Source organism: Bacteroides sp. (assembly GCF_029057325.1).
Taxonomy (GTDB): Bacteria; Bacteroidota; Bacteroidia; order Bacteroidales; family Bacteroidaceae; genus Bacteroides.
The window spans coordinates 35,886-59,448 of sequence record NZ_JAICZW010000012.1 but is presented as its reverse complement, the minus strand read 5'-3'; the positions used below and the strand labels follow the sequence as shown (position 1 = coordinate 59,448).

14 protein-coding genes are annotated in these 23,563 nt (G+C 52.9%); 7 read left to right on the top strand and 7 right to left on the bottom strand.

The window, feature by feature from the left end:
* On the bottom strand, positions 1-1,179 hold a 1,179-nt coding region (locus K2G43_RS00590), incomplete at its 3' end, for a sigma-54 dependent transcriptional regulator (RefSeq protein ID WP_300152666.1).
* A 178-nt stretch (positions 1,180-1,357) separates the two neighbouring features.
* Between K2G43_RS00590 and K2G43_RS00585 the strand changes: the two genes are divergently transcribed.
* The 4 genes from K2G43_RS00585 to K2G43_RS00570 all read left to right on the top strand — a co-directional run bounded on the left by K2G43_RS00585 (position 1,358) and on the right by K2G43_RS00570 (position 7,532).
* Positions 1,358-3,670 (top strand): hybrid sensor histidine kinase/response regulator, encoded by a 2,313-nt coding sequence (locus K2G43_RS00585; protein ID WP_297644230.1) that lies wholly within the window; start codon positions 1,358-1,360, stop codon positions 3,668-3,670.
* 40 nt (positions 3,671-3,710) lie between these two features.
* Positions 3,711-4,547, top strand: coding sequence for a peptidylprolyl isomerase (locus K2G43_RS00580; protein WP_297644231.1), 837 nt, complete (start codon positions 3,711-3,713; stop codon positions 4,545-4,547).
* 148 nt (positions 4,548-4,695) lie between these two features.
* Positions 4,696-5,943 (top strand): pitrilysin family protein, encoded by a 1,248-nt coding sequence (locus K2G43_RS00575; RefSeq protein ID WP_297644232.1) that lies wholly within the window; start codon positions 4,696-4,698, stop codon positions 5,941-5,943.
* A gap of 254 nt (positions 5,944-6,197) precedes the next feature.
* Entirely contained in the window at positions 6,198-7,532 is a 1,335-nt protein-coding gene (locus tag K2G43_RS00570; RefSeq protein WP_300152663.1) for an MATE family efflux transporter, read from the top strand.
* Between the two features lie 33 nt (positions 7,533-7,565).
* On the opposite strand, the gene K2G43_RS00565 is transcribed toward K2G43_RS00570, so the two are convergent.
* Together K2G43_RS00565 and K2G43_RS00560 are read right to left on the bottom strand one after the other, a co-directional pair.
* Complete coding sequence (locus K2G43_RS00565) at positions 7,566-8,666, bottom strand: BF3164 family lipoprotein (RefSeq protein ID WP_297644234.1); 1,101 nt, start codon at positions 8,664-8,666, stop codon at positions 7,566-7,568.
* Between the two features lie 5 nt (positions 8,667-8,671).
* Positions 8,672-8,926 carry an NVEALA domain-containing protein gene (locus K2G43_RS00560; protein ID WP_297644235.1) on the bottom strand — a complete coding sequence of 85 codons (255 nt, stop codon included), beginning with the start codon at positions 8,924-8,926 and terminating at the stop codon, positions 8,672-8,674.
* A 678-nt stretch (positions 8,927-9,604) separates the two neighbouring features.
* Between K2G43_RS00560 and K2G43_RS00555 the strand changes: the two genes are divergently transcribed.
* From K2G43_RS00555 to K2G43_RS00545, 3 genes are all read left to right on the top strand, one after another.
* Positions 9,605-14,125, top strand: coding sequence for a translocation/assembly module TamB domain-containing protein (locus tag K2G43_RS00555; protein ID WP_300152661.1), 4,521 nt, complete (start codon positions 9,605-9,607; stop codon positions 14,123-14,125).
* Positions 14,126-14,134: 9 nt separating this feature from the next.
* Entirely contained in the window at positions 14,135-16,492 is a 2,358-nt protein-coding gene (locus K2G43_RS00550) for a BamA/TamA family outer membrane protein (RefSeq protein ID WP_300152660.1), read from the top strand.
* Positions 16,493-16,616: 124 nt separating this feature from the next.
* The gene (locus K2G43_RS00545; RefSeq protein WP_297643360.1) at positions 16,617-17,528 is read left to right on the top strand and encodes a nucleotidyltransferase; all 912 of its coding nucleotides are present in this window, start codon (positions 16,617-16,619) and stop codon (positions 17,526-17,528) included.
* 158 nt (positions 17,529-17,686) lie between these two features.
* Here the strand turns inward: K2G43_RS00545 and K2G43_RS00540 are convergent, their stop codons facing one another.
* The 4 genes from K2G43_RS00540 to K2G43_RS00525 all read right to left on the bottom strand — a co-directional run bounded on the left by K2G43_RS00540 (position 17,687) and on the right by K2G43_RS00525 (position 23,447).
* Positions 17,687-18,184, bottom strand: coding sequence for a DUF3836 domain-containing protein (locus K2G43_RS00540; RefSeq protein WP_300152657.1), 498 nt, complete (start codon positions 18,182-18,184; stop codon positions 17,687-17,689).
* Between the two features lie 115 nt (positions 18,185-18,299).
* Positions 18,300-19,622, bottom strand: a complete 1,323-nt coding sequence (locus K2G43_RS00535) for a TolC family protein (RefSeq protein WP_300152655.1) — start codon at positions 19,620-19,622, stop codon at positions 18,300-18,302.
* A gap of 467 nt (positions 19,623-20,089) precedes the next feature.
* Positions 20,090-22,255: a peptidase domain-containing ABC transporter gene (locus K2G43_RS00530; protein ID WP_297643355.1), complete on the bottom strand. Its 2,166-nt coding sequence runs from the start codon at positions 22,253-22,255 to the stop codon at positions 20,090-20,092.
* A gap of 22 nt (positions 22,256-22,277) precedes the next feature.
* On the bottom strand, positions 22,278-23,447 hold the full coding sequence (locus K2G43_RS00525) for an HlyD family efflux transporter periplasmic adaptor subunit (protein ID WP_300152653.1): 1,170 nt from the start codon (positions 23,445-23,447) through the stop codon (positions 22,278-22,280).
* Between the last annotated feature and the right edge of the window lie 116 nt (positions 23,448-23,563).

Below are 23,563 nucleotides of genomic sequence, written 5' to 3'. Positions count from 1 at the left end.
GGTGGATATCGCCAGTTCGCCCAGCTCGTCGAGGGTGACGGACGTGCCTTGTGCCAGCAGGGTGGCGCGGCGCACCACGTTCTTCATCTGTCGCAGGTTGCCGGGCCAGGCATATTCCAGCAATGCGCGGGAGGCCTTGCCGTCGAAGCCGGACAGTTGCTTGTCCAGTTCGCGGTTTGCCTGCTCCAGAAAGAAGTTGGCAAAGGGCAGGATGTCTTCGCGGCGCTCCTTGAGGGGCGGCATGCGCAGGGTGAATTCGTTGATGCGGTGGTACAGGTCCTCGCGGAACGCGCCTTTTCCGATGGCCTGCTCCAGATTCTCGTTGGTGGCGGACACCAGGCGCACGTCCACGCTTATTTCCTTGTTCGAACCGACCGGGCGTATTTTGCGCTCCTGCAAGGCACGCAACAGCTGTATCTGCACTTCGTAGCTCAGGTTTCCTATCTCGTCCAGAAAGAGGGTGCCGCCTTGGGCTTCGACGAAAGCTCCCGTCTTGTCGGTCAGTGCGCCGGTGAAGGCTCCTTTGATGTGTCCGAAAAATTCCGATGCGGCCAGTTCCTTGGGGATGGAGCCGCAGTCAATGGCGATGAACGGGCGGTCGGCGCGTTTGCTGAGCTGGTGGAGGCGGCGTGCTACGTATTCTTTGCCCGTTCCACTGGCACCGTTGACAAGTACGGACATGTTGGTAGGAGCCACCAGCCTTACGTAGTGGTAGAGTTGTCTGGCGGCATCGCTTTCCCCTTCCAGGAAGTCGGCGGGCAGGGGGGTGGCGGCCGGTTGGTGTGCAGGTTTCCCGGCGGTGGGGCGGGCTTTGTCCGGGGAGGCCGCCAGTGCCTCCCGAATCTTCTTCAGCAGCAGTTCCGGATTCACCGGCTTTGCCACATAGTCGCAGGCACCCAGTTTCATGGTCTGGACGGCAGTCTGTATGTCGGCATAGCTTGTCATGACAATCAGCGGTATCTGCCTGCCATTCTTCCCCAACCACTTCAGCAGGTCGATGCCATCCTTGTCGGGTAGGCGCAGGTCGGACAGTATCAGGTCCGGAGTTTCCGCTTCAATCTGCTTTTGAGCACTGGCGATGCTGCCGGCGGTTGCCACTTGGAAACCCTGCTTGCCGAGCCATGTCTTCAGCATCATGCCATAGGTGGTGTCATCTTCTACGATTAATATGGAGATCATTGTCTGGAACTTTTATTTCTTTTAGGTGTGGGCAAAGGTACGTGCTTTTGTCTGAATAGGTTCTATCGGCAGCTTTAAATTAAAATAAAAGAGCGGTGAACGGGAAGCTTTCCCGGTGTTTGCTTGCAGATGCCGTCGGATTTTGCGAATATTGCAGGCTTATATTTTGTCACCGGGTATGAAGAGTGTTTCTAAAGTTAAGATTGGAGCAGGTTATGCGTTGCTGCTGGCGGCGCTGTTTTTCTCGTTGTTTTTTGTGCACCGTGAGATGGAGAACCTGATGCGGTCCGATTCCTGCGACGTGCAGTGGACGGACAGCCTGCTTGCTCTCTTGCGCGAGAAGGATGCCAACACGATAAAGATGTTGCGTACGTCGGGCGCTTCGGAGGGCACCATGCTCTCCGAAGCCGACATTGAGCAGATTCTTGCCCGGCAGGATTCAGCCGTTATCCGGCAGCGTGTGCAGCACCGGGTCATTGCACACCGCGACACGGTGGTGACCCCCGTTCGCAAGAAAGGCTTCTTCCGCCGTCTGGGCGAGGTATTTGCTCCGCCCAGAAAGGATACGGTAATCCGGGTGAATACCTCTCTTGAATATGCTACGGATACGCTGCTTGCGCCCTATAATCCTGCCGACTCCTTGCACGAAGAGTTGCGTGCCGTGGCGCGGCAGAAGAGGGCGGTGCACACCGCCGTGCAGCGTCGCAAGCGTGACCTGCAACGCCGCAGCGACCTGCTGGCCGTTCGCATCGACAGCCTGCTGAAAGAGCATGAGGCGGAAACCCTTCTGCGTGCGCGGGCGGAGGCGACATATCGTCAGGAGGTCCGTCACCGTTCGGTCCGGACGATTGGGGGCATTGCAGCGGGCGCACTGCTGCTTTCGGTGCTGTTCCTTGTCGTCATCGGGCGTGACATCACCCGCAGCAATCGCTACCGGCGTGAGTTGGAAGAGGCGCGCCGCCGTGCCGAAGAGCTACTTGCCGTCCGCGAGAAGCTGATGCTTGCCATCACCCACGACTTCAAGGCGCCGCTTGGCTCTATCATTGGATATGCCGACCTGCTCGTCCGGTTGGTGGAAGAGGAGCGGCAACGGCTTTATGTGAACCATATCAGGAGCTCCTCAGAGCATTTGTTGAAGCTGGTGACCGACTTGCTTGACTTCCATTCGCTGGAGTTGAACAAAGTAGAGGTCCGCCGGGTGGCTTTCCGTCCTTTACGCTTGCTTGAAGAGGTGTGTGCCGGTTTCCAACCGCTTGTGGCGGCAAAAGGGTTGGCGTTTCACTGCGATATGGACTCCCGCTTGGCAGAGCCCTGTACGGGCGACCCCTTGCGCCTGCGGCAGGTGGTCGATAACCTGCTTTCTAATGCCGTGAAGTTTACGGAGCGGGGCAGCATCACGCTGACTGCCCGTTACGAGGGGTGTTCTTTGGTGATAGCTGTTGCAGATACCGGCAAAGGCATGCAACCTGCCGACTGCGAACGCATCTTTCGGGAGTTCACCCGCCTGCCGGATGCCCAGGGGAAAGAGGGCTTCGGGCTCGGCCTTTCCATTGTCCGCATGTTGGTACAGCTGCTTGGAGGCACCATCTGGGTGGATAGCGTGCCCGGTAAGGGGAGCACCTTTACCCTGTGTATCCCGACCTTTTTAAATGAAGAACCGGTTGATAATGAAGAATCGGGGAGGAATGAAGAATTAAGAATGAAGCATGAAGAGTGGGGCTGCGCTGTCATGCCGCAAGGAGATTCTTCATTCCAACTGAAGCGCCTTCTTCTGATTGACGATGACCGCATCCAGCTCACTCTTACGGCTGCCATGCTCAGGCAGGGTGGCATCGATTCGGTCTCCTGCTTGCAACCGGACGAGTTGCTCGATGCTTTGCGCACCGATACTTTCGATGCGCTGCTCACCGACGTGCAGATGCCTGCCATGAACGGCTTCGACCTGCTGGCATTGCTTCGTGCGTCGAACATCCCGCAGGCGTGCACCCTCCCGGTGATAGCCGTTACCGCCCGTAGCGACATGCGCCGCGAGGAGTTTGTGGCTCATGGATTTGCCGGATGCCTGCACAAGCCGTTTACCGTCGGCGAACTGCTGGGCGAATTGGAGCAGGCGGTCGATGCACCGGCGGCGGAAGTTCCGGATAGTCCGAAAGAGCTTGACTTCTCGTCTCTCACGGCTTTCTCTGCAGGCGACCCAAAGGAGGCGAAGTCTATCGTGGAGAGTTTTCTTGCTGAGACCCGTCTGCATGCGGCACGTCTGCGGAAGGCGGTGGAGTGTGAGGAGGTAGAAGAACTGGCTGCCGTCTCGCATAAGATGATTCCCCTCTTCACCCTGATTGGCGCCACGGAGGCGGTAGCCTTGATGAGGCTGCTGGAATCTTCCCGGGAGGCTCCTTTCACCAACGAACTGAAGGCGCATGCACTCTCCCTGCTTGCCTGCATAGAGGAGGTGAAGACGCAGGCACAATCTTTCTTTGCGGCTTTGGGCTGATTTTCGTATATTTGCGGACTTTAATCAAATAGAAAAACGAATGAAACGGAACATCATTGTATTATTAACCCTGCTGGCTTGCGGGCTGACAGCATGCAAGCCGGGACAAAAACAACAAGGAGACATGGAAAAAGAAACAAAGCTGAAGATTGAAACCAGTGCGGGCGACATCATCGTGAAGCTCTATAACGAAACGCCGAAACATCGCGACAATTTTATCAAACTGGCCAAGGAAGGCACGTATGAGGGCACGCTCTTTCATCGGGTCATCAAGGATTTCATGATACAGGCAGGCGACCCGGAATCGAAAGGCGCCCCGAAAGGCAAGATGCTGGGATCGGGCGACGTGGGCTATACCGTTCCTGCCGAGTTTGTCTATCCGCAGTATTTCCACAAGAAAGGTGCCTTGTCTGCCGCACGTCAGGGCGATGAGGTGAATCCGAACAAGGAATCCTCCGGATGCCAGTTCTACATCGTTACCGGAAAGGTCTATAGCGACTCCACCCTGCTGGGCATGGAGCAGCAGATGAACCAGGTGCGCCTGAACAACGTTTTCAATGCGCTGGCACAGAAACACATGAAAGAAATCTACAAGATGCGCAAGGCGGGCGACCAGGATGGTCTGATGAACCTGCAAGACTCCTTGATAGCGCAGGCAGAGGCACAGGTGGCCAATGAACCGGAATTCCGATTCACCCCCGAACAGGTGAAGGCCTATACTACCGTGGGCGGTACGCCCCATCTGGACGGCTCATATACCGTGTTTGGCGAAGTGCTGGAAGGCATGGACGTGGTGGACAGCATACAGAAGGTGAAGACCGACCGCAACGACCGTCCGGAGGAGGATGTGGTGATTAAGAAAGTGACGGTGTTGTAATCGATTTAAAGGAGTTATCGGGAGTTGGCAGGAGTTGTCCGGGAGTTAGGAACCAATACCTTTTCTATCGCTATGCGATGGGCCTTTACCTCCTAACGGAGTGATTGCTCCCGAATGACTTCCGGTAACTCTTTTCGTCCTATAAATTATGAAGATAAATAAATACCGTCTTCCCAACGGCCTGCGTCTGGTGCATCACGAGGACCGCAGCACGCAAATGGTCGCCCTGAACATTGTCTATGATGTCGGTGCCCGCGACGAGCATCCCGACCACACCGGTTTCGCCCACCTCTTCGAGCACCTGATGTTCGGAGGTTCGGTGCACATCCCTGATTATGACACCCCGCTGCAACGGGCAGGCGGGGAGAACAACGCGTGGACAAACAATGACATCACCAACTACTACCTGACGATTCCGAAGTCGAATGTGGAAATCGGATTCTGGTTGGAATCCGACCGCATGCTGGAATTGGCGTTCAGCGAGCAGAGTCTCGAAGTGCAGCGGGCGGTGGTGATCGAAGAGTTCAAGCAGCGTTGCCTGAACCAGCCGTATGGCGATGTGGGGCATCTGCTTCGTCCACTGGCCTATCAGAAGCACCCTTATCGCTGGCCTACTATCGGGAAAGAACTTTCACACATCGCCAACGCCACGCTTGCCGAGGTGAAGGAGTTCTTTTTCCGCTTCTATGCACCCAACAACGCAGTGCTCGCCGTTACCGGAAACATCTCGTGGGAAGAAACGGTCAGGCTGACGGAGAAGTGGTTCGGCCCGATTCCCCGCAGGGAAGTGCCGGTGAGGCAACTGCCGCAGGAACCCATGCAGACAGCAGAGCGCAGGCAGACGGTGGAACGGAACGTCCCTCTGGATGCCTTGTTCATGGCTTACCGTATGTGCGGTCGCAATGAAGCCGACTATTATGCTTTCGACATCCTGTCGGATATCCTGAGCAACGGGCGCTCCAGCCGCTTGACACGCAAGCTGGTGCAGGAGCAGAAGCTCTTTTCCAGTCTTGATGCCTACATTTCCGGCACCCGGGATGCGGGATTGCTCCACATCAGCGGAAAACCTTCTGCAGGCGTCTCTCTGGAGCAGGCGGAAGCGGCTGTCCGCCGGGAACTGGAAGAGTTGCGGAACGTGCTTGTTGGCGGGCAGGAGCTGGAGAAGGTGAAGAACAAATTTGAATCCACGCAGATATTCGGCAACATCAACTACCTGAATGTGGCTACGAACCTTGCCTGGTTCGAACTGACAGGGCAGGCGGAAGACATAGACCGGGAGGTGGACAACTACCGTGCGGTGACGGCAGAACAACTCCGCAGAGTGGCGCGGCAGACGTTTCGCGACGAGAATGCGGCGGTGTTGTATTATAAAGGAGTTGTCGGGAGTTCTAAGTAGATGTGTCAGAACATACATTTCACTATCTTTTAGGCACGGATCACACGGATTTACAAGGTTTTCTTCTTTGTTAATCCGTGAATTCCGTGTAATCCGTGCCTGAAATTTATCATTATGTCGGTTCCTTTTCGTTTTTGACAACCTCCTTAGGAGTTAAAGGCCGATAGTCCTGCTTGCATGATTCGGAGTATTGGCTTTTGACTCCCGATAACTTCTGCCAACTTCCGATAATTCCTTTTTGTAATCATATCATCATGAAACATCTATTCGATACCTATAAACAACATTACAAAGCCTTGCTCTTTTTGGGGATGCCCATTGTGGTGGGGCAGTTGGGAGTCATCGTATTGGGCTTTGCCGATACGTTGATGATTGGGCATCACAGCACGGAAGAGCTGGGTGCCGCTTCGTTTGTGAACAATCTCTTCACGCTGTGCATCATCTTCAGTACGGGTTTCAGCTACGGACTGACACCGGTGGTGGGCGGTTTCTACGGCAACCGCCGCCATGCCGAAGCCGGGCAGGCGTTGCGGTGCAGCCTGGTGGCGAATGTATGCGTAGCCTTGCTGCTGACCTTTGTGATGGCTGTTCTATACTTCAATGTGGAGCGACTGGGGCAGCCCGAGGACTTGCTGCCGCTGATTAAGCCTTATTATCTGGTGCTGCTTGCCTCGCTGGTCTTTGTCATGCTGTTCAATGGCTTCAAGCAGTTCACAGACGGCATTACCGATACGCGCACCGCCATGTGGATTCTGCTTGGAGGGAATACCCTGAACATTGTGGGCAACTACATCCTTATCAACGGAAAGCTGGGCTTTCCGGAAATGGGGCTGCTGGGCGCGGGTGTCAGCACGCTGTTCTCCCGCATCGTGATGGTGGTGGTCTTTGCCGTGATTGTGCTTCGCAGCCGCCGCTTCATCCGTTACAAGGTAGGCTTCATGCGCTTGGGCTGGTCGGCGCCGATGTTCAAGCAGCTCAATGCGTTGGGATGGCCTGTCGGCATGCAGATGGGCATGGAGACCGCTTCGTTCAGCCTCAGTGTCATCATGGTGGGGTGGCTGGGTACGCTGGCGCTGGCTTCCCACCAGATAATGCTTACCATCGCTCAGTTCACTTTCATGATGTACTATGGCATGGGGGCCGCTGTGGCGGTGCGTGTCAGCAACTTCAAGGGACAGGGAGATGTGCCGAATGTACGCCGTTCGGCATACGCGGGCTTCCATATCATGCTCTGCATGGAGGTGGTGTTGCTCAGCATCGTTTTTGCCCTTCACGGCCAGGTGGGCGGATGGTTCACGGACAATGCGGAAGTGTCTGCCATGGTTTCCGCCCTCTTCTTTCCCTTCCTGATTTATCAGTTCGGCGACGGGTTGCAGATAACCTTCGCCAATGCCCTGCGGGGCATTTCAGACGTGAAGCCGATGATGGTCATCGCCTTCATCTCCTATTTTTTTATCTCTTTGCCAGTGGGCTACCTCTGCGGCTTTATCTTGGGTTGGGGGCTGACGGGCATCTGGATGGCTTTCCCCTTCGGGCTGACCAGTGCGGGGGTGATGCTGTGGCTGAGGTTCAGGAAACAGACGCGATGAGGCGGCCCGAAAATACCGGTGCGTTAAGGAATATCAGAGCCGGTACTTGACTATAAGCGGCTCGTATGCTTCCGACTCCGTGATGCCGTAAAGGGTGCTGTCATCTTCTGTCGCAACGATGTTGACAACGAAAGGAGACAGATGCAGCTTGTGGCACAACTGCCCTTCCCAATCAAATACGAACACCTCTTCACTATAGCTGACGCTCTTGCCCGGTCCTTTAAACTTATCAGGGAGTTGTTTGGCACGTAAATCGCCGTGAGTCTCTCTGTGGCGGAGTATATAGATGTGGCGGGATGTCACGGACACCTTGAACCCCTTTAATTGCGAGTCCGGTTCTCCTTCGGGACTGACACCGTCCTTTCCCGGACGGTACGACGGATATTGGTCGAGTATGACTTTGCGGTTGACGACCCGATTACCTTCCAGATCAAAGATCTCAGCATAAAATCCCTCGTCACCGCATCCGTACAGAAAGCGGTTCCGGTGGGGATGCTTCTTGATGTGTGCCCCGGAGTTGTAAACCCATTGTTTGGTCATTACAGGCTCATCGAATCCGTCTTCCGGCCAGAATCCCTCGATGTCAGTCAGTTTTCCGGTGGGTAGGTGCAGGAGCTTGAACCAGTCCCGTTTCCGGCTTTTCGGATTGGGGATGACACAAGTGCTGATCAGTGTACTGTCGTTTATGTACTCCGCCTGTTCAAGCCACAGGGCTGTACTTTGCCTGAAGACATGGAGAGGACGTATGGTTTCGGTGTCGAGGTTGATGATTTGCGCGTTCCTGTCGTTGACACTGTAGAGTAGCATATTCTGTGTAGGCTTGTGGTAGAATATGCGATGTGCCTCTATCAGCTCCTCAGGCCCTGTTCCCCGCTTGCCGTAACGACGAGAGAGGAGGGCGCTATCAGTTGTCAATCGGTATGTCTCGACGAAGAATGATTCTTTGGAAGCTTCAAGAATGATTTCATCGGCGTTTACATCAATAACAAAGTGGCTGTTTTCAAGTGAATCGGCGGGTATCACGGTTCCTTCAAGGCAGAAAATGGGGGTGTCATCAGTCTTGTTCCGGTAATTGCATGATACAAGCAAAATTCCGGTCAGGAGTGTGGAAAGAAGGAGGAAGAGGCGGTTCATAACGATTATTTTTTAGGCTCCATATCTTTGACTATAAGATGCCTCCAAACCCCTTCAGAGTCTTCGATCAGGAATTTGCATTCAGATTTATCTTTTTCGCTACAAGGAATTTTGACGGGTGTGGCACCTTCTCCACTGGCAAGAGCTTCGATGTTTGCGATTTGAAGATTTGTTAGCTGTTTCATGCTCGCGCCACGATATTGGATGTAACTACAAAAACTAAAAATTACGGCTGCGATAAGGATGATCTTTCTTTTCATAATTCGTGCATTTAAAGGAAAACAATTTTGAAATATGCAAATATAACAATCAGTTTCGGCATTTGCAATTTTTTATATGACTGTTTTTGAAATATCTATGACTTCATTTTGATTCATTTGATTCTGCCCCCAATCGCCCCATTGCCCACAGGTGTGAAAATGGCATTGAGGCGGTTGCTTCGTTCTTTTAAAATGTAAGATATTTTTTCGTCCTTTTTTTGTGACCGGCACGTTCCGGTGAAAAAACGCTCTTTTCCCTTCACTTCCTTGTTTCCCCTATCTGCTTCCTATCCCACCCCTACCAGGACCTATTCGGCTTCGGACGTTCTTCGGACAAACTCCACTCCCTAGGACCGAAGAATGTCCGAAGAACGTCCGAAGAACGTCCGAAGAAACTACGGAGCAGGTAAGGGCCGGATAAGACGCGGACAAGAAGAGCCGGAGATGATAAAAATTCCTGGAGGGGAATATGGCGTGTAAATAATTGTGATTTTAATTCCTCGTGGGAAAGTTGGAGAAACTGTCAGCCGTCAATCTGTGCGCGACGGCGATCGAATTGCTTTCAGAACCGTAACTTTGCCACCACCCTTGTGATTTTCCTCTTCATTAGAACCAAATGTCGAAATTAATTGTTTCCTTTGTACTACCTTTTAAACGTGATGAAAGATTAACAATCCGATGAGAAGAAAATGGCTGAGAATAGCACTCTGGGTGCTGCTTACTCCTGTAATACTGTTTTTCATCCTGATGGTGTTGCTCTACGTGCCGCCCGTGCAGAACCTGATACGGAAGCAGGCCACGGCAATCGCCTCGGATGTGACGGGTATGGATATATCTGTGGAGCGGATTGACCTTCGCTTTCCCCTGAACCTGCTGGTCCGCGGCGTGTTGGTGGTACAGCCCGTCGACAGCACCGCCGGCGTGCAACGTCCCGATACGTTGCTGAACCTCGAAAGCCTGAACGTGCGCGTTCAGGCACGTCCCTTGTTCAGAGGGAAGGTGGAGGTGGACGACATCACCCTGAAACAGGTGGCCGTCAACTCGTCCAACCTGATAGAGGGGATGCAGGTCAAGGGGGTGCTGGGGCGTTTCTTCCTCGAAAGTCATGGCATAGACCTTACGCAGGAGGATGCTGTGATTAATAATGTCGAATTGAGCGACACTCGTGTGCAAGTGCTGCTTGCCGATACGACCGATACCCCCGCGGATACTGCCGCCGTGGCATTGAACTGGAAAGTGGCGCTTCATGCCTTGAAGCTGAAGAACGTGTCGGTGGATTTGCAGATGCCTTTGGATTCCATGAGTCTGGAAGCCCGGGTGGGAGATGCCGAGATAGCCGATGCCGCCGTCGATTTGAAGAACCAGGCATACGGTTGGACGAAATTCTTGCTGAGCGGGACCTCTTTCTGCTACGATGCGGGCGTACGGCCTGATACGGTTGCCGCAGGTTTCGATCCTTCGCATATCGCTTTTCGGGACATCCGTGTAGGCATAGATTCCGTTTACTATCGTGGCAGGGAGATGAACGCCGTGGTCCGTGAGTTCTCTATGAACGAGCGTTCCGGCTTGAGTGTCACCTCCTTGACCGGACATCTGTTTGCCGATTCCACACTTATCCGCATTCCTTCCTTGAGGCTGCTGACCCCCCACAGCGAGATGAGCCTCACGGCGCAGACCTACTGGGACTTGATTCATATACCCACTAGCGGGCGCCTGAGTGCCCGCTTCAATGCCCGCATCGGCAAGCAGGATGTGTTGCTGCTGGCCGGTGAACTTCCCCAGACCTTTAAGGATGCCTATCCCTTCCGTCCGCTGACGATTCAGGCAGGAACGGAAGGCAACCTGAAGCAGATGCAGATTTCCCGCTTTGCGGTAGATTTGCCGGGGGCCTTCTCGCTGACCGGAGGCGGTGAGTTCTGGAACCTGGAGGACAGCGTGAGGCGCAGTGGAAGCATGGACTTTGAGATGCGTACCCAGAACCTGAACTTTCTGACCGGACTTGCGGACATGGCTCCTGGCGGTTCGGTCGTCGTGCCGGACAGCATACGCCTGGCCGCCCGCATCGGTGTGGACGGTCCGCAGTGCACCGCCACCTTGCAACTGCAAGAGCAGGAGGGCACTTTGAATCTGGACGCCGCCTACAACCTCGCTACCGAAGCCTATCGTGCCGCTTTGGATGTCAAGGACTTGCAGTTGCATCACTTCCTGCCTCAAGACTCTATCTATACGCTCACCGCCAAGGTGTCTGCCAAGGGACGTGGCGTGGATGTGACCTCGCACAAGAGCGTTGCCGCCCTGAAAGCCTCGTTGGAGCAATTGCAATACAAGCACTGGGATATCTCGGGGGTGAAATTGGATGCGGGGCTTCAAGCTTCGGTAGCCCGTGTCCGCCTTTCCAGCGACAATATGTTGCTGAAGATGCGTGGAGGTGCCGATTTGCGGCTCGACCGCACCTATCTGGACGGTGCGTTGGACTTGAATGTGGAGGAGGTGAACCTCTATCGGCTGGGAGCTGCGCCCCGACCTTTGAAGCATCCCTTTGCCTTCACGCTGGCAGCGGAGGCACGTCACGACTCCATTAAAATGAGGATGGATGCCGGCGACCTGAACCTGCGCTTCCGGGCGCGTAGCACCCTGAAGAAGCTGATGGAGCAGTCGGACAAGTTTGTCGCTGTTCTGACGAAGCAGCTGGAGGAGCGGCATCTGGACCACGCCGCCCTGCGCCGGATATTGCCTTCGGCAGGCATGCACCTGATGGCAGGGCATGAAAATCCGGTGGGCTACTTTCTGGCGACAAAGGGGATTGCATACGAGGACTTCCGGCTCAGTTTCGGTTTTACGCCGGAGGTGGGCATCAACGGACGGACCGCCGTTCACGGCCTGCGCATGGACTCCTTGCAGCTCGATACCATTTTCTTCACGGTGAAACAGGACACGACGCGCATGCAGTTGCAGGGCGGGGTGATCAACGGACCTAAGAATCCGCAGTTTGTGTTCCGCAGTGCGCTGACGGGCGAGATACGTAACGAGGACGCCGAACTGACCGCAAGTTATGTGGACGGGAAGGGACGGACCGGTGTGCTGTTCGGCATTAACGCCCGTCCGCTGGTCGAGGGACATGGCAAGGGGAACGGCGTATTGTTGAACCTGACTCCTGCCGAACCGATTATAGCCTTCCGCAAGTTTCATTTTGAAGACAATTGCAATTGGATCTATCTGCATAAGAACATGCGTGTCTATGCCAATGTGGATATGGACAGCGACGACGGACTCTGTTTCCGCGTGCAATCCAATCCGCAAGACACGGTTTCCTTGCAAAACATCAACATCGAGTTGCTTCGTATGCGGTTGGACGAGTTGACGGATGTCATTCCCTATATGCCGAGATTGTCCGGCCTCTTCTCGCTCGAGGCCAACTACGTGCAGACGGCTACTTCCTTGCAAGTCTCCGCAGAGGCGGGTATTGAGAAGCTTACCTATGAGCGGCAGCCGGTGGGTGATATAGGCATGGGCGCCACCTGGTTGCCCGGCGACAAGAACCAGCACTATCTGAATACCTACTTCACATACGACAATCAGGAAGTGATGACTGCCGACGGCATCCTGACCCAAACGAACGGAAAGGACTCACTGGAGGTCACAACCCGCTTCGAGCATTTCCCCTTGAAGATAAGCAACGCTTTTATTCCCGACCGGATGGTGGCTTTTTCTGGTGATGTGGATGGTGAGCTGCTTATTGACGGTGCGTTGGAGAAACCGCAAGTGAATGGGGATGTTGTGTTGGACAGCGTTTCCGTCTATGCCCGTCAGGCGGGAGCACGCTATTGGTTCGACCATCGTCCTATTCAGATAAAGGACAACCGATTGCTGTTCAATAAGTTCGCCATTTATACCACCAGCAAGAATCCATTTACCATTGATGGCGCTGTGGATTTCCGGAATATGGAACGGCCTACCGCAAACCTGAGCCTGCTGGCCGAGAATTATACGTTGCTGGATGCTCCCCGCACGCGCGAAAGTCTGATTTATGGTAAGGTCTTTGTCGATTTGCGGGCCACCGTCAAGGGACCGCTCGACGGCCTGACCATGCGAGGAAGCATGAATCTGCTGGGCAATACAAACGCTACGTATGTATTGACCGACTCTCCGCTGACGGTGGAAGACCGTTTGGACGGGTTGGTGACTTTCACTTCGTTCACCGATACCGCTTCCGTAGCAACGGAGGAGGTGCCGGCCATGTCTTTGGGGGGGATGGAGATGTATATGTCCGTCCATATAGACGATGCGGTGCGTCTGCGTGCCGACTTGAGCACCGACCGCAGCAAATACATTGAGCTGGAGGGCGGTGGAGACCTGAATATGCAATATACTCCGCAAGGTGATCTCACCCTGACCGGACGTTATACGCTGTCGGGCGGTGTGATGAAATACTCGTTGCCCATTATTCCGCTGAAAGAGTTCCAGTTCAATCCGGGCAGCTATGTGGATTGGCGGGGAAATGCCATGAACCCCACCTTGAACCTGAAAGCTACAGAGCGCATGCGTGCGTCTGTGGCCGATGAAACCGGAGACGGCTCGCGCATGGTGAATTTCGATGTATCCATTGCCATCAAGAACCGGTTGGAGGCACTGGAGCTTATCTTCGATATCGCCGCCCCCGAAGATGCCACCATCGAGAACGAATTGCAGGCAATGGGAGCGGAAGAGCGCAGCAAGCAGGCGATTGCGATGCTGGCCACGGGCATCTACCTGAACAGCGGTGCCAAGGGCGGCGGCCTGTCAATGGGTACCGCTCTGAACAGCGTGCTCCAGAGCCAGATAAACTCGTTGGCCGGAGGCATCAAAGGTGCCAATATCAGTGTGGGGATTGAGGACCACACTTCTGCCGAGACGGGCGACACGCAAAAGGATTTCAGCTTCCGCTATTCGCAACGCTTCTTCAACGACCGTGTGCAGATAATCATCGGCGGCAAAGTGTCCACTGGTTCCAATGCCACGAACAATGCGGAGTCGTTCATCGACAACATCTCGTTGGAGTACCGGCTCGATACGTCGGGCACCCGCTATATACGTGTGTTCCACAACAAGAATTACGAGAGTGTGCTCGATGGTGAAATCACGGAGACCGGTGTCGGTCTGGTGCTTCGCCGCAAGATGGATAAATTGAGCGAGCTGTTTATTTTCAAGAAGAAAAAATAACCGGAAACAATGAAACGAATCTTACTATATGCCATAATGGCTATGTTGCTCTGGACCGGCTGTTCCACGACCAAGCATCTGCCCGAAGGGGAGATACTCTATACCGGACAGAAACCGATGATTGTGCTGAACCGCAGTGAGACGGCTGTGGGCGAGATTGCCATGGAGGAGGTGGAAGCGGCGTTGGCTACTGCACCGAACAACTCCTTCCTGGGAAGTTCTACGATGCGTACACCGCTGCCTTTCGGATTGTGGATTTACAATGGATTCCAGAAGTATGAAAAGGGAATCGGCAGATGGATTTTCAATAAGTTCGGAGCCAATCCGGTGCTGATGTCCACCGTGAATCCCGGCATCCGGCAGAAAGCCGCCACCAATTTGCTGCGCGACTACGGCTACTTCAACGGAACGGTCAGCTATCAGACCTTTATCGATCCGAAAGATTCACTGAAGGCAAAGCTGCAATATACGGTGGATATGCGCAATCCTTATTTCATCGATACGGTGGCATACGTGGGGTTCGACCCGCACACGACCCGTATCATGGAGCTGGGACGCCGCCGTTCGCTCATCAGTCCGGGCGAGCAGTTCAATGTGGCCGACTTGGACGGGGAGCGCACCCGCATCAGTACCTTGCTGCGCAACGTCGGCTGTTACTATTTCCGTCCCGACTATCTGACGTATCAGGCGGACACGACGATGGTTCCGGGCGGGCATGTGCAGATGCGCATGACACCCGTGCCCGGCATGCCGAAGGTGGCGGAGAAGCCTTTCTATGTGGGCAAACGTTCCGTCTATCTGCTAGGCAAGCGAGGAGAGACTCCCAATGACAGCATCGGCTACAAGGATTTGTCCATCCATTATCACGACAAGTTGCGGGTACGTCCCAATATGCTTTACCGTTGGCTGAACTATCAGGGATATCGCCGCAAACAGCAGATTCAGGACAGTGCGGGCATTGTGCGCCGGCAGTCCATGCAGAACCGATATAGCTTCTATCGCCAGACCCGTGTGCAAGAACGTTTGGCCAATGTGGGCATCTTCCGTTATGCCGAGATGCAATATGTGCCGCGTGATACGGCATTTGTCTCCGATACGCTGGACCTGAATATTATCGCTGCCTTCGATAAACCTTACGATGCGGAGTTCGATTTCGACGTCACCATGAAGAGCAATAACCAGACGGGACCGGGTGCCACCTTTACGCTCACGAAGAACAATGTCTTTGGTGGCGGCGAAAGTTGGAACGTGAAGCTGAACGGCTCGTACGAATGGCAGACGGGTAAGGGAAGTTCCTCTTTGATGAACAGCTATGAGTTGGGCCTTTCGACATCGCTTGTCTTCCCCCGGGTGGTTTTTCCCCGGATGGGCGACCGTGAGTACGACTTTCCCGCTACGACCACTTTCCGGCTCTATGCCGACCAGATGAACCGTGCCAAATACTACAGGTTGTTGGCTTTTGGCGGCAATGTGACGTATGACTTCCAGCCTAAGCTGACCGGTAAGCACAGCTTCACGCCTTTCCGGCTGACCTTCAACGTGCTGCGACATCCTACGGAGGCTTTCAAGGAGTTACAGGAACAGAACCCGGCGCTCTACGTCAGCCTTCGCGACCAGTTCATCCCTGCGATGGAATATACCTATACCTACGACAATGCTGCCGTACGCGGAAAGCGGAACCCTGTCTGGTGGCAGACTACCGTGGCTTCGGCGGGCAATGTCACTTCCGCCATTTATGGCATCTTCGGGCAAAACTTCAATAAGGAGGGGAAGAAACTGTTCGGCGTACCGTTCGCCCAGTTCCTGAAGCTGAATTCCGAGTTCCGTTACCATTATCGGATAGACAAGAACCAGTTAATCGCTTCGCGCATTGCAGGCGGTGTCATCTGGTCCTACGGCAATGCCACGACCGCTCCCTATACGGAGCAGTTCTATATCGGTGGTGCCAACAGCGTGCGTGCCTTCTCAGCGCGCAGTATCGGTCCCGGCGGATATCCTCCTGAGAAGGAACGGAAATACACCTATATCAACCACGTCGGCGATATCCGCATGGAGGCAAACGTGGAGTATCGTTTCCGCATGATTGCCGACTTGCATGGGGCGGTGTTCTTGGATGCCGGCAATGTGTGGCTGATGCGCAAGGACGAAAGCCGTCCGAACGGAGAGTTTACGCTGAAGAATTTCCCGAAGCAGATAGCGTTGGGCACCGGTGTCGGCCTGCGTTATGACATGGATTTTCTGGTGTTCCGTTTGGATTTGGGTATCGGCCTGCACAATCCGTACGATACCGGAAAGTCCGGCTATTACAACATTCCTAAGTTCAAAGACGGCATGGCGCTGCATTTTGCCATCGGTTATCCTTTCTAAATGTGGTTTTTTAATTGGTTAGTGCTAAATTATGCATTGAAAATATCCCTTTTCAGTAATAAATTTTAGTACATTTGCAATCGTAATCAATCCGGATACACTAACCTTTTAAAAAATAACAGATATGAAACCTACATTATTCTTATTGGCAGCCGGCATGGGCAGCCGTTATGGTGGCTTGAAACAGTTGGACGGACTGGGTCCGAATGGCGAGACAATCATGGATTATTCTATCTATGATGCCATCAAGGCAGGCTTTGGCAAGCTCGTTTTTGTGATTCGCAAGGATTTCGAGCAGGACTTCCGCGATAAAATCATCTCTAAATATGAAGGTCACATCCCGTGCGAACTGGTGTTCCAGGCTCTTGACAACCTGCCCGAAGGCTTCACTTGCCCGGAAGGACGTACCAAACCTTGGGGAACCAACCATGCAGTGATGATGGGTGCCGATGTCATCAAGGAGCCGTTTGCCGTAATCAACTGCGACGACTTCTACGGCCGCGACTCCTTCCAGGTGATGGGCAAGTTCCTTGCCAACCTCCCCGAAGGTTCCGAAAACGTATATTCCATGGTGGGCTTCCGCATCGGCAACACGCTGAGCGAGAGCGGTACGGTTTCCCGCGGTCTTTGCGGAACGGATGCCAACCATCTGCTGACTTCCGTGGTAGAGCGTACTAAAATCCAGCGCATGGACGGCGAAGTGAAGTACATCGACGACAACGGCGAATGGGCGCCCACGCCTGAGACCACTCCGGTCAGCATGAACTTCTGGGGCTTCACTCCCGACTACTTCGCTTACAGCAAGGAGTTCTTCAAGAGCTTCCTCAGCGACCCGAAGAACATGGAGAACCTGAAGAGCGAGTTCTTCATCCCGTTGATGGTGGACAAGCTGATTAACGACGGAACGGCAACTTGCGAGGTGCTTGATACCACCAGCAAGTGGTTCGGTGTGACTTATCCCGAAGACCGCCAGAGCGTAGTCGATAAGATTCAGGCTTTGGTGGATGCCGGCGAATATCCTGCCAAATTGTTCTAAGGTTTTTTGTTTTTTTCTTTCATAGAAAGCGCGTCCTGTCACTCTCTTTGGTAAGGGAGGGGGCAGGGCGCGCTGCTTTTTTTTTGATGTGGTTGGCATTATGCGGCACAAGGTGGCGGTGGATTTCAAGGCATGGGAATGCCGGTGTGCGAAGGAGGTTAAAACGCTGTCAACAGGTTGCTGTCCGGATTCATCATGATTACGTTGTCCTGCATCACCCAATCGTTGTCTGCCTTGTCCCATTTGTATAGTGTCACGGCCATAGTCCCTTCTAGGCTTTGGTCATAAACCTGCTTGCTCAGGATTTCCGTGTAGCCTGCCTTTTGAGGGTTCCATAGGGCGTATTCTATCGAAAAGCCTGACTGGTCATATACATAATACAGGCAATGGCTGTGCTCCCATTGGTTGGAGGTTCCGTTCCACTTCATTGCTTCTTTTCGGGTCAGGCATCCTTGCTCGTCATACGTGTAGTTGTATTTCAGGTGGTGCGATAAGTGCTTGTCGTTTTCGCTCTTCTTATACACTGTCTGCGAGGTTATCATTTGTTCGTCCATCTCTACATTGTAGGCAAAACCGTTGTTGTTGCCGGACACACCTAAGAAGGTTGAGAAAATGGTTGTTGTTGTAATCAGCGTTGCTGTTGTAATCGATTCCATATTGTTCTTTTTTTTAAAGTTTATATTCTTTTTCTTTTCTCTGATGCAAAAGTTGGGAGGATTTTTACCCTTTTAGGTTATCCGTATGTTATCGTTACGTTAACCGTTTGCAAAGTCAGTTTACCGGTGAATGGCAAGAATAGAAAGCCAGTATTCTGTCTTTCAGTAAGTAGGTATATTTGGCCTGCGATTGTTTGGAAAGGGCGTCGGCCAGTTTCATCTTGATTTCGTTGTACTCAAATACGGTCGATTTCCCGGCTGCATACTTTTCCAAAGCATATCGGTGTGCTTCTTGGTTGGCGGTTACGGCTTTGGAGGTCGATTGGTACTTCTCGAAGGCCGCCAAGGCATCCGTGTATGCTTTCTCTATATTTTTATACAGGCTTTTCTTTTCATTCTCCAGAGAGAGCCGCGAATCATCTTCTTCGATTCTTGCCGCCCTGACACGGTTTCGTGTGGCGAAACGGTCGAACAGGGGAAGGCTGACTGTAAAATAGATGCTTTTCTGCATATTGTTGTTAAATTGGTTTTGGAATGTTTCGCTTACCCCGTGTCCGTAATGGTAATAACCCGTACTTATTCCGGCACCCAGCGAAACCGCCGGATAATAGCCTGCCTTGGCAATCTTCACCCCCTTCGACTTGCTTTGCCATGTATAGTAGGCTTGTTTGACTTGTGGCATGCAGGTCAATGCCGCGTGATAGATGCCCAACGGGTTCAACGTGTCTGCCATGACGATGTTGCCGCTTAAAGAATCAATGTCAAAGTATTCATTCCCTTTCAGCTCCATCAGTTGGGCCAGTTCCAGAAAAGCAAGTCTCAATGCGTTTCCTGCTTCGGTTGCGGCCAATTCATCATCTGCCAACTGCGCCCTCACATCATAGAGCTGCGAGGGTGCTGCCTTCCCGTTTTCAATCAGCAGCCGGGTACGCTCTTCCTGTTCTTCGGTCAGCCTGATTTGTTCTTGCGCTATCCGGAGGATTTCCTTGTCCAGCAGTATTTGGAAGTAAGCGCCGGTGATATTCAGTGAAAGGTTGTTCTCTATCAGTCCCTTGTCCGCCTCTGCCGCCAGCAAGTCATACCTGTTTTGTGAGATGGAAGCGATTGTCCTGAAGCCCGAAAAGAGGTTCATTTCCGCGCTGACGGAAAAGGTTGAACTCTGTATGTTGCTGTTCTCATAGGTGTTGTCCCGGTTCAGTGCTCTTCCAAACGCAAACTTTTGGGAGGCACCGGCATTCAAATCCGGCAACAGGCTGTTCTTCCATGTGTTTCTTTGCACTTGCAAGCTGCGAATCCGATTCTTGCTTCGTTTCACTTCGGTGTTATGCTCGATGGCATACTCGATACAGTCGTTCAGAGCCCATTTTCTGTTTTGTGCATTGACGGCTGTAATACCGGCGAAAAGGATTAGCGCGATGGCAATACTTCTTTTTTTCATATACATCATTTTATTAGTTGGTTACTTACTTTGTCTGTTGGCGGAATTAAATCAGCGAGGAAATAACTTCTGCAATTTTCCTTATATTCCCCGGTTTGACAGACACTTGCGTCTGTCGTCTCAAACACTTGTGTTTGTCAGCTTGAACACAAGTGTTTGTCACGCTGAACACAAGTGTCTGTTATCGTATTTTTCAGCACTTGATAATCAGTGCGTTAAGTAGCTGTAAGAAGCGGGTCTGCGAATTAATTCCGCCAACGGGTTTACTTTTGACGATGCAAAAGTAGGGCGCTGTTCTGTCGGATGATGTTATCTGAAGGTTATCGTTAGGTTAACGTCGTATAGATAGTATGCTCTTTTCTTGCTGCAAGTTCTGTTTCAGTCTTTATTTCTTCTTTTCATGTCGCCGTTTTCAGTTGTATTGACACCCGGGTGTTGTACAACTGAAAACGGCACTTCTAACTCCTTTAATCCAATATCTCAAACTGCTCCGTCCACAATCGGTTGTAGATGCCGCCAAGCCTGAACAATTCCTGGTGTGTGCCGTTCTCCACCACTTTTCCCCTGTCAATCACTACAACGCGGTCGGCCTCCTTCACCGTGTTCAGCCGGTGGGCAATGATGATGACGGTCTTCCCTTTTTGGGCCAAAGCCTTCAGCGTTTGCTTCACATACCGTTCGGAGGAGGTGTCCAGGGAGGAGGTAGCCTCGTCGAAAATCAAGATTTCCGGTTCTTTGTAGAGGGCTCTGGCAATGGCGATGCGCTGCCGCTCGCCGCCGGATAAGGAAGCGCCGTGTTCGCCGATGTATGTATTATACCCGTTAGGAAGCCGCTCGATAAACTGCTTCAGGCCTAACTGCTCCGACAAATCCACAATCCGCTTCATGTCAGGATTCAAATCGCCGATGGCGATATTCTCCACCACCGTACCGGCGAACAGCTCAATCTGCTGCGGAACCGTGCCTATCCGGCGGCGCAGGCTTCTGTTGTCAATCTGCGCGATGTCGTAATCGCCGATGCGGATGCGTCCCGACTGAGTGGGATAAATGTGCTGTAGAAGCGAGATCAAGGTCGTCTTGCCCGAACCGCTTTCGCCGATGATGGCGGTCGTCTTTCCCTGCTCAATCTTCAGGTTCAGTCCCTTGAACACCTCCTTGCGCGAGCCGTAGCGGAAGAAGACATCCTCAAAAAAGATATCTCCAATCATATCCGGCTTCAATGCTATCTTCCGGCTGTCGTCCTGCTCGCGTTCCAAGTCCATAATCTGGAAAAGGCGGTCGGCGGCAATCAGGGCATCTTGAATGGTCTGGTTGGAAGAAATCAAAGAGCCGATGGGCGAAACCACGTAGCTTATCAAGGAATAGAACACCATCAGGGTGCCCGGTGTCAGTTCCCGGTCTATCACCAACAGGCTTCCTACCCACAGCACGGCGATGGTGATGGCTGTAGAGACAAACTGTATGCCTCCCTGCGCCATGATGGCGCCATAGATGCTGTGGAACGTATTCTTCAGCAACAGGACGAAACGCGATTCGGTCTTCAGGTTGGCAAACGCTTCGATGCCGAAACGCTTGATGGTGGCAATCGAGTTGATGGACTCCACCAACTGGGCTTCCAAGTCCGCGCTGCTCTCCATGATGCTGCGTTGGTATTTCTTGTTCAGCCGGTTGAATCCCCGGAAGATGAGCAGGAACAACGGAGCGGATGCCAGCGTGATGAGTGCCAGCTTCCACGAATAGACAAACATCAGACAGACGGAAAAGAGCAGAATCATCAGGTTCACCACCAGGTCGAGCGACACATTGTTGATGAAGTTGCGTATCTTCACCGCATCGTTCACACGCGAAATGATTTCGCCCACACGCATTGTGTCGAAGAACTGTTGCGGCAGTGTAAGCAGATGCTTGTAGTAGCCCAATATCAGGGCGGCGTCAATCCGCTGTCCGGTCTTCAGGGCAAGGATGCTCTTCATGGCACCGATGAACGTGCGCAGCAGCAGGACGATAATCATCACCACGCCCATCAGGTTGAGCAGGTTGACGTTTTCGTCCACCAGCACATAGTCCGTGATTTTCCCCACATACACGGAGGTGGAAAGCCCCAGGATGCTGTATATCAAAGCACCGAATACGGCTTGTGCCATCACGCTCTTGTGCGGCGCCAGCAGGGAGAGGAATTTCCGGGTCATGCTTGTCTTCATGTTCCCTTTCCGGAAGGTCTCTTCCGGTTCCATCAAGACCAGTACGCCTGTCCACATGTTTTTGAATTCGTCATCCGTCACTTTGTGCATCTGTCCGTCTGCCGGGTCCATGTAAGTGACGCGCCCCTTTTCCGCCTTGTACAGCACAACGAAGTGCTGCAACCTTTCATGCACAATCACATGCGCGATGGCGGGTTTGGGTACTATCTGCAGGGCCTCGAACTGTGCTTTTACCCCTTTGGCCGACAATCCCAACTTGCCTGCGGCTTCAATCAGCCCCAAGACGTTCGTTCCCTTTTGGTCGGTGAACGCATACTGGCGGATTCGCGCCACCGGAAACCGCAAACCGTAGTGGGCGCATACGGAAGCCAGGCAAGCCGCTCCGCAATCGGTGATGTCATGCTGTTTTATTTTTACTCCTTTCTGATACATAATCTTGTCTCCTCTTTTTGGGTTAGTTTAATTTCGCAATCTTTGTTTCGTTGACATATTGTTTGGGATTTACCCAACTATCCATCTTCTGATGCAGCAAGTCGAACAGCGAACGGCGTGTCACCATGAAGTGGGCGCTGACCGTCATTCCCTTCTTCAACCGGCCTGTCCGGCCGTCTTTCAGTTGCAGGTAGTCACGCTCCATTTCGCACTTCACCTTGTAGAAAGAGTTTCCCTGGCTGTCGGTCAGGAAGTCCGACGAAATATCCTTTACCTTGCCGGGCAAAGTTCCCCACTCGTTGTAGTTGAAAGATTCCACCTGCACTTTGACCGGCATTCCCACGCTCATGAACCCGATGTTCCGGGGAGCGACATACACCTCCAGGCAGAGCGTGGAGTCCGGGCTGATGACCGCCAATGCCTGTCCCACCCGGATGCTGCTTCCCCGATAAACTCCCGCGAACTGGTCCACCGTTCCATCCACCGGGCTGCGCACAATGTACATCTCCTTATCCTTGACCTCCTGCTTCAGGCTTGCGTTCATCTCATTGAACGTGTTCCGGTAGCTGTTCAGGTCGGCCTGCCAAGTGCTCAACTGGCTTTGCACCAGCGATGCCAGTTCGTTCTGCTGGCTCTGCCACCTGAAATAGTAGCCGTCGTACTCTTCTTCGGCAATCACCTTCTTCTCGAACAGCACTTTGTTTCGGTTGTATTCCTTCTCAGCCTGCGCCAAGGCTGTCTCCAGCTCCTTTTTCTTCTTCACGAAGTAGGCATATTCCTGCCGGCGTACCGGTGAACTGAACTGTTCCGGGCACTCCCCTTTTGCCAGATACGCCAAATCGGCCAGTTGTGCATGGCAGTCGTCCAAGCGGGCGGACTGGTAACTTATCTTGTAATCCGGGTTGTTTGTCCGGAATTTCAGAATCACGTCTCCCTTGCGCACCTGTTCCCCTTCGCATACAAACACCGAATCGACAATTTCCGTGACGGCGGAGGTGATTTCCGTCTTTTCGGTCACCGGTCTGACCACTCCATTCCCTTGCACCGAGATGTCCACGTAGATAAACGGAAGTGCCACCATCGTGGCCGTAACGGCCAGCAAGACCACCCAATAAATAACCTGAGACTTCGTAGTGTGCTGATAGATGTAAGTCTCGATGCAATTGTCTATCCATTCGTTCGGTAATAACATATTTCTTTGTTTTTATTGATTAATACTTTTGTTGATGTTTACGGAGGCAAAAGTAGAGGAGACTAAATCAGAAGAGAGTTATTTCTATGTTATGGTTAGGTTAATAGAGAGACAAA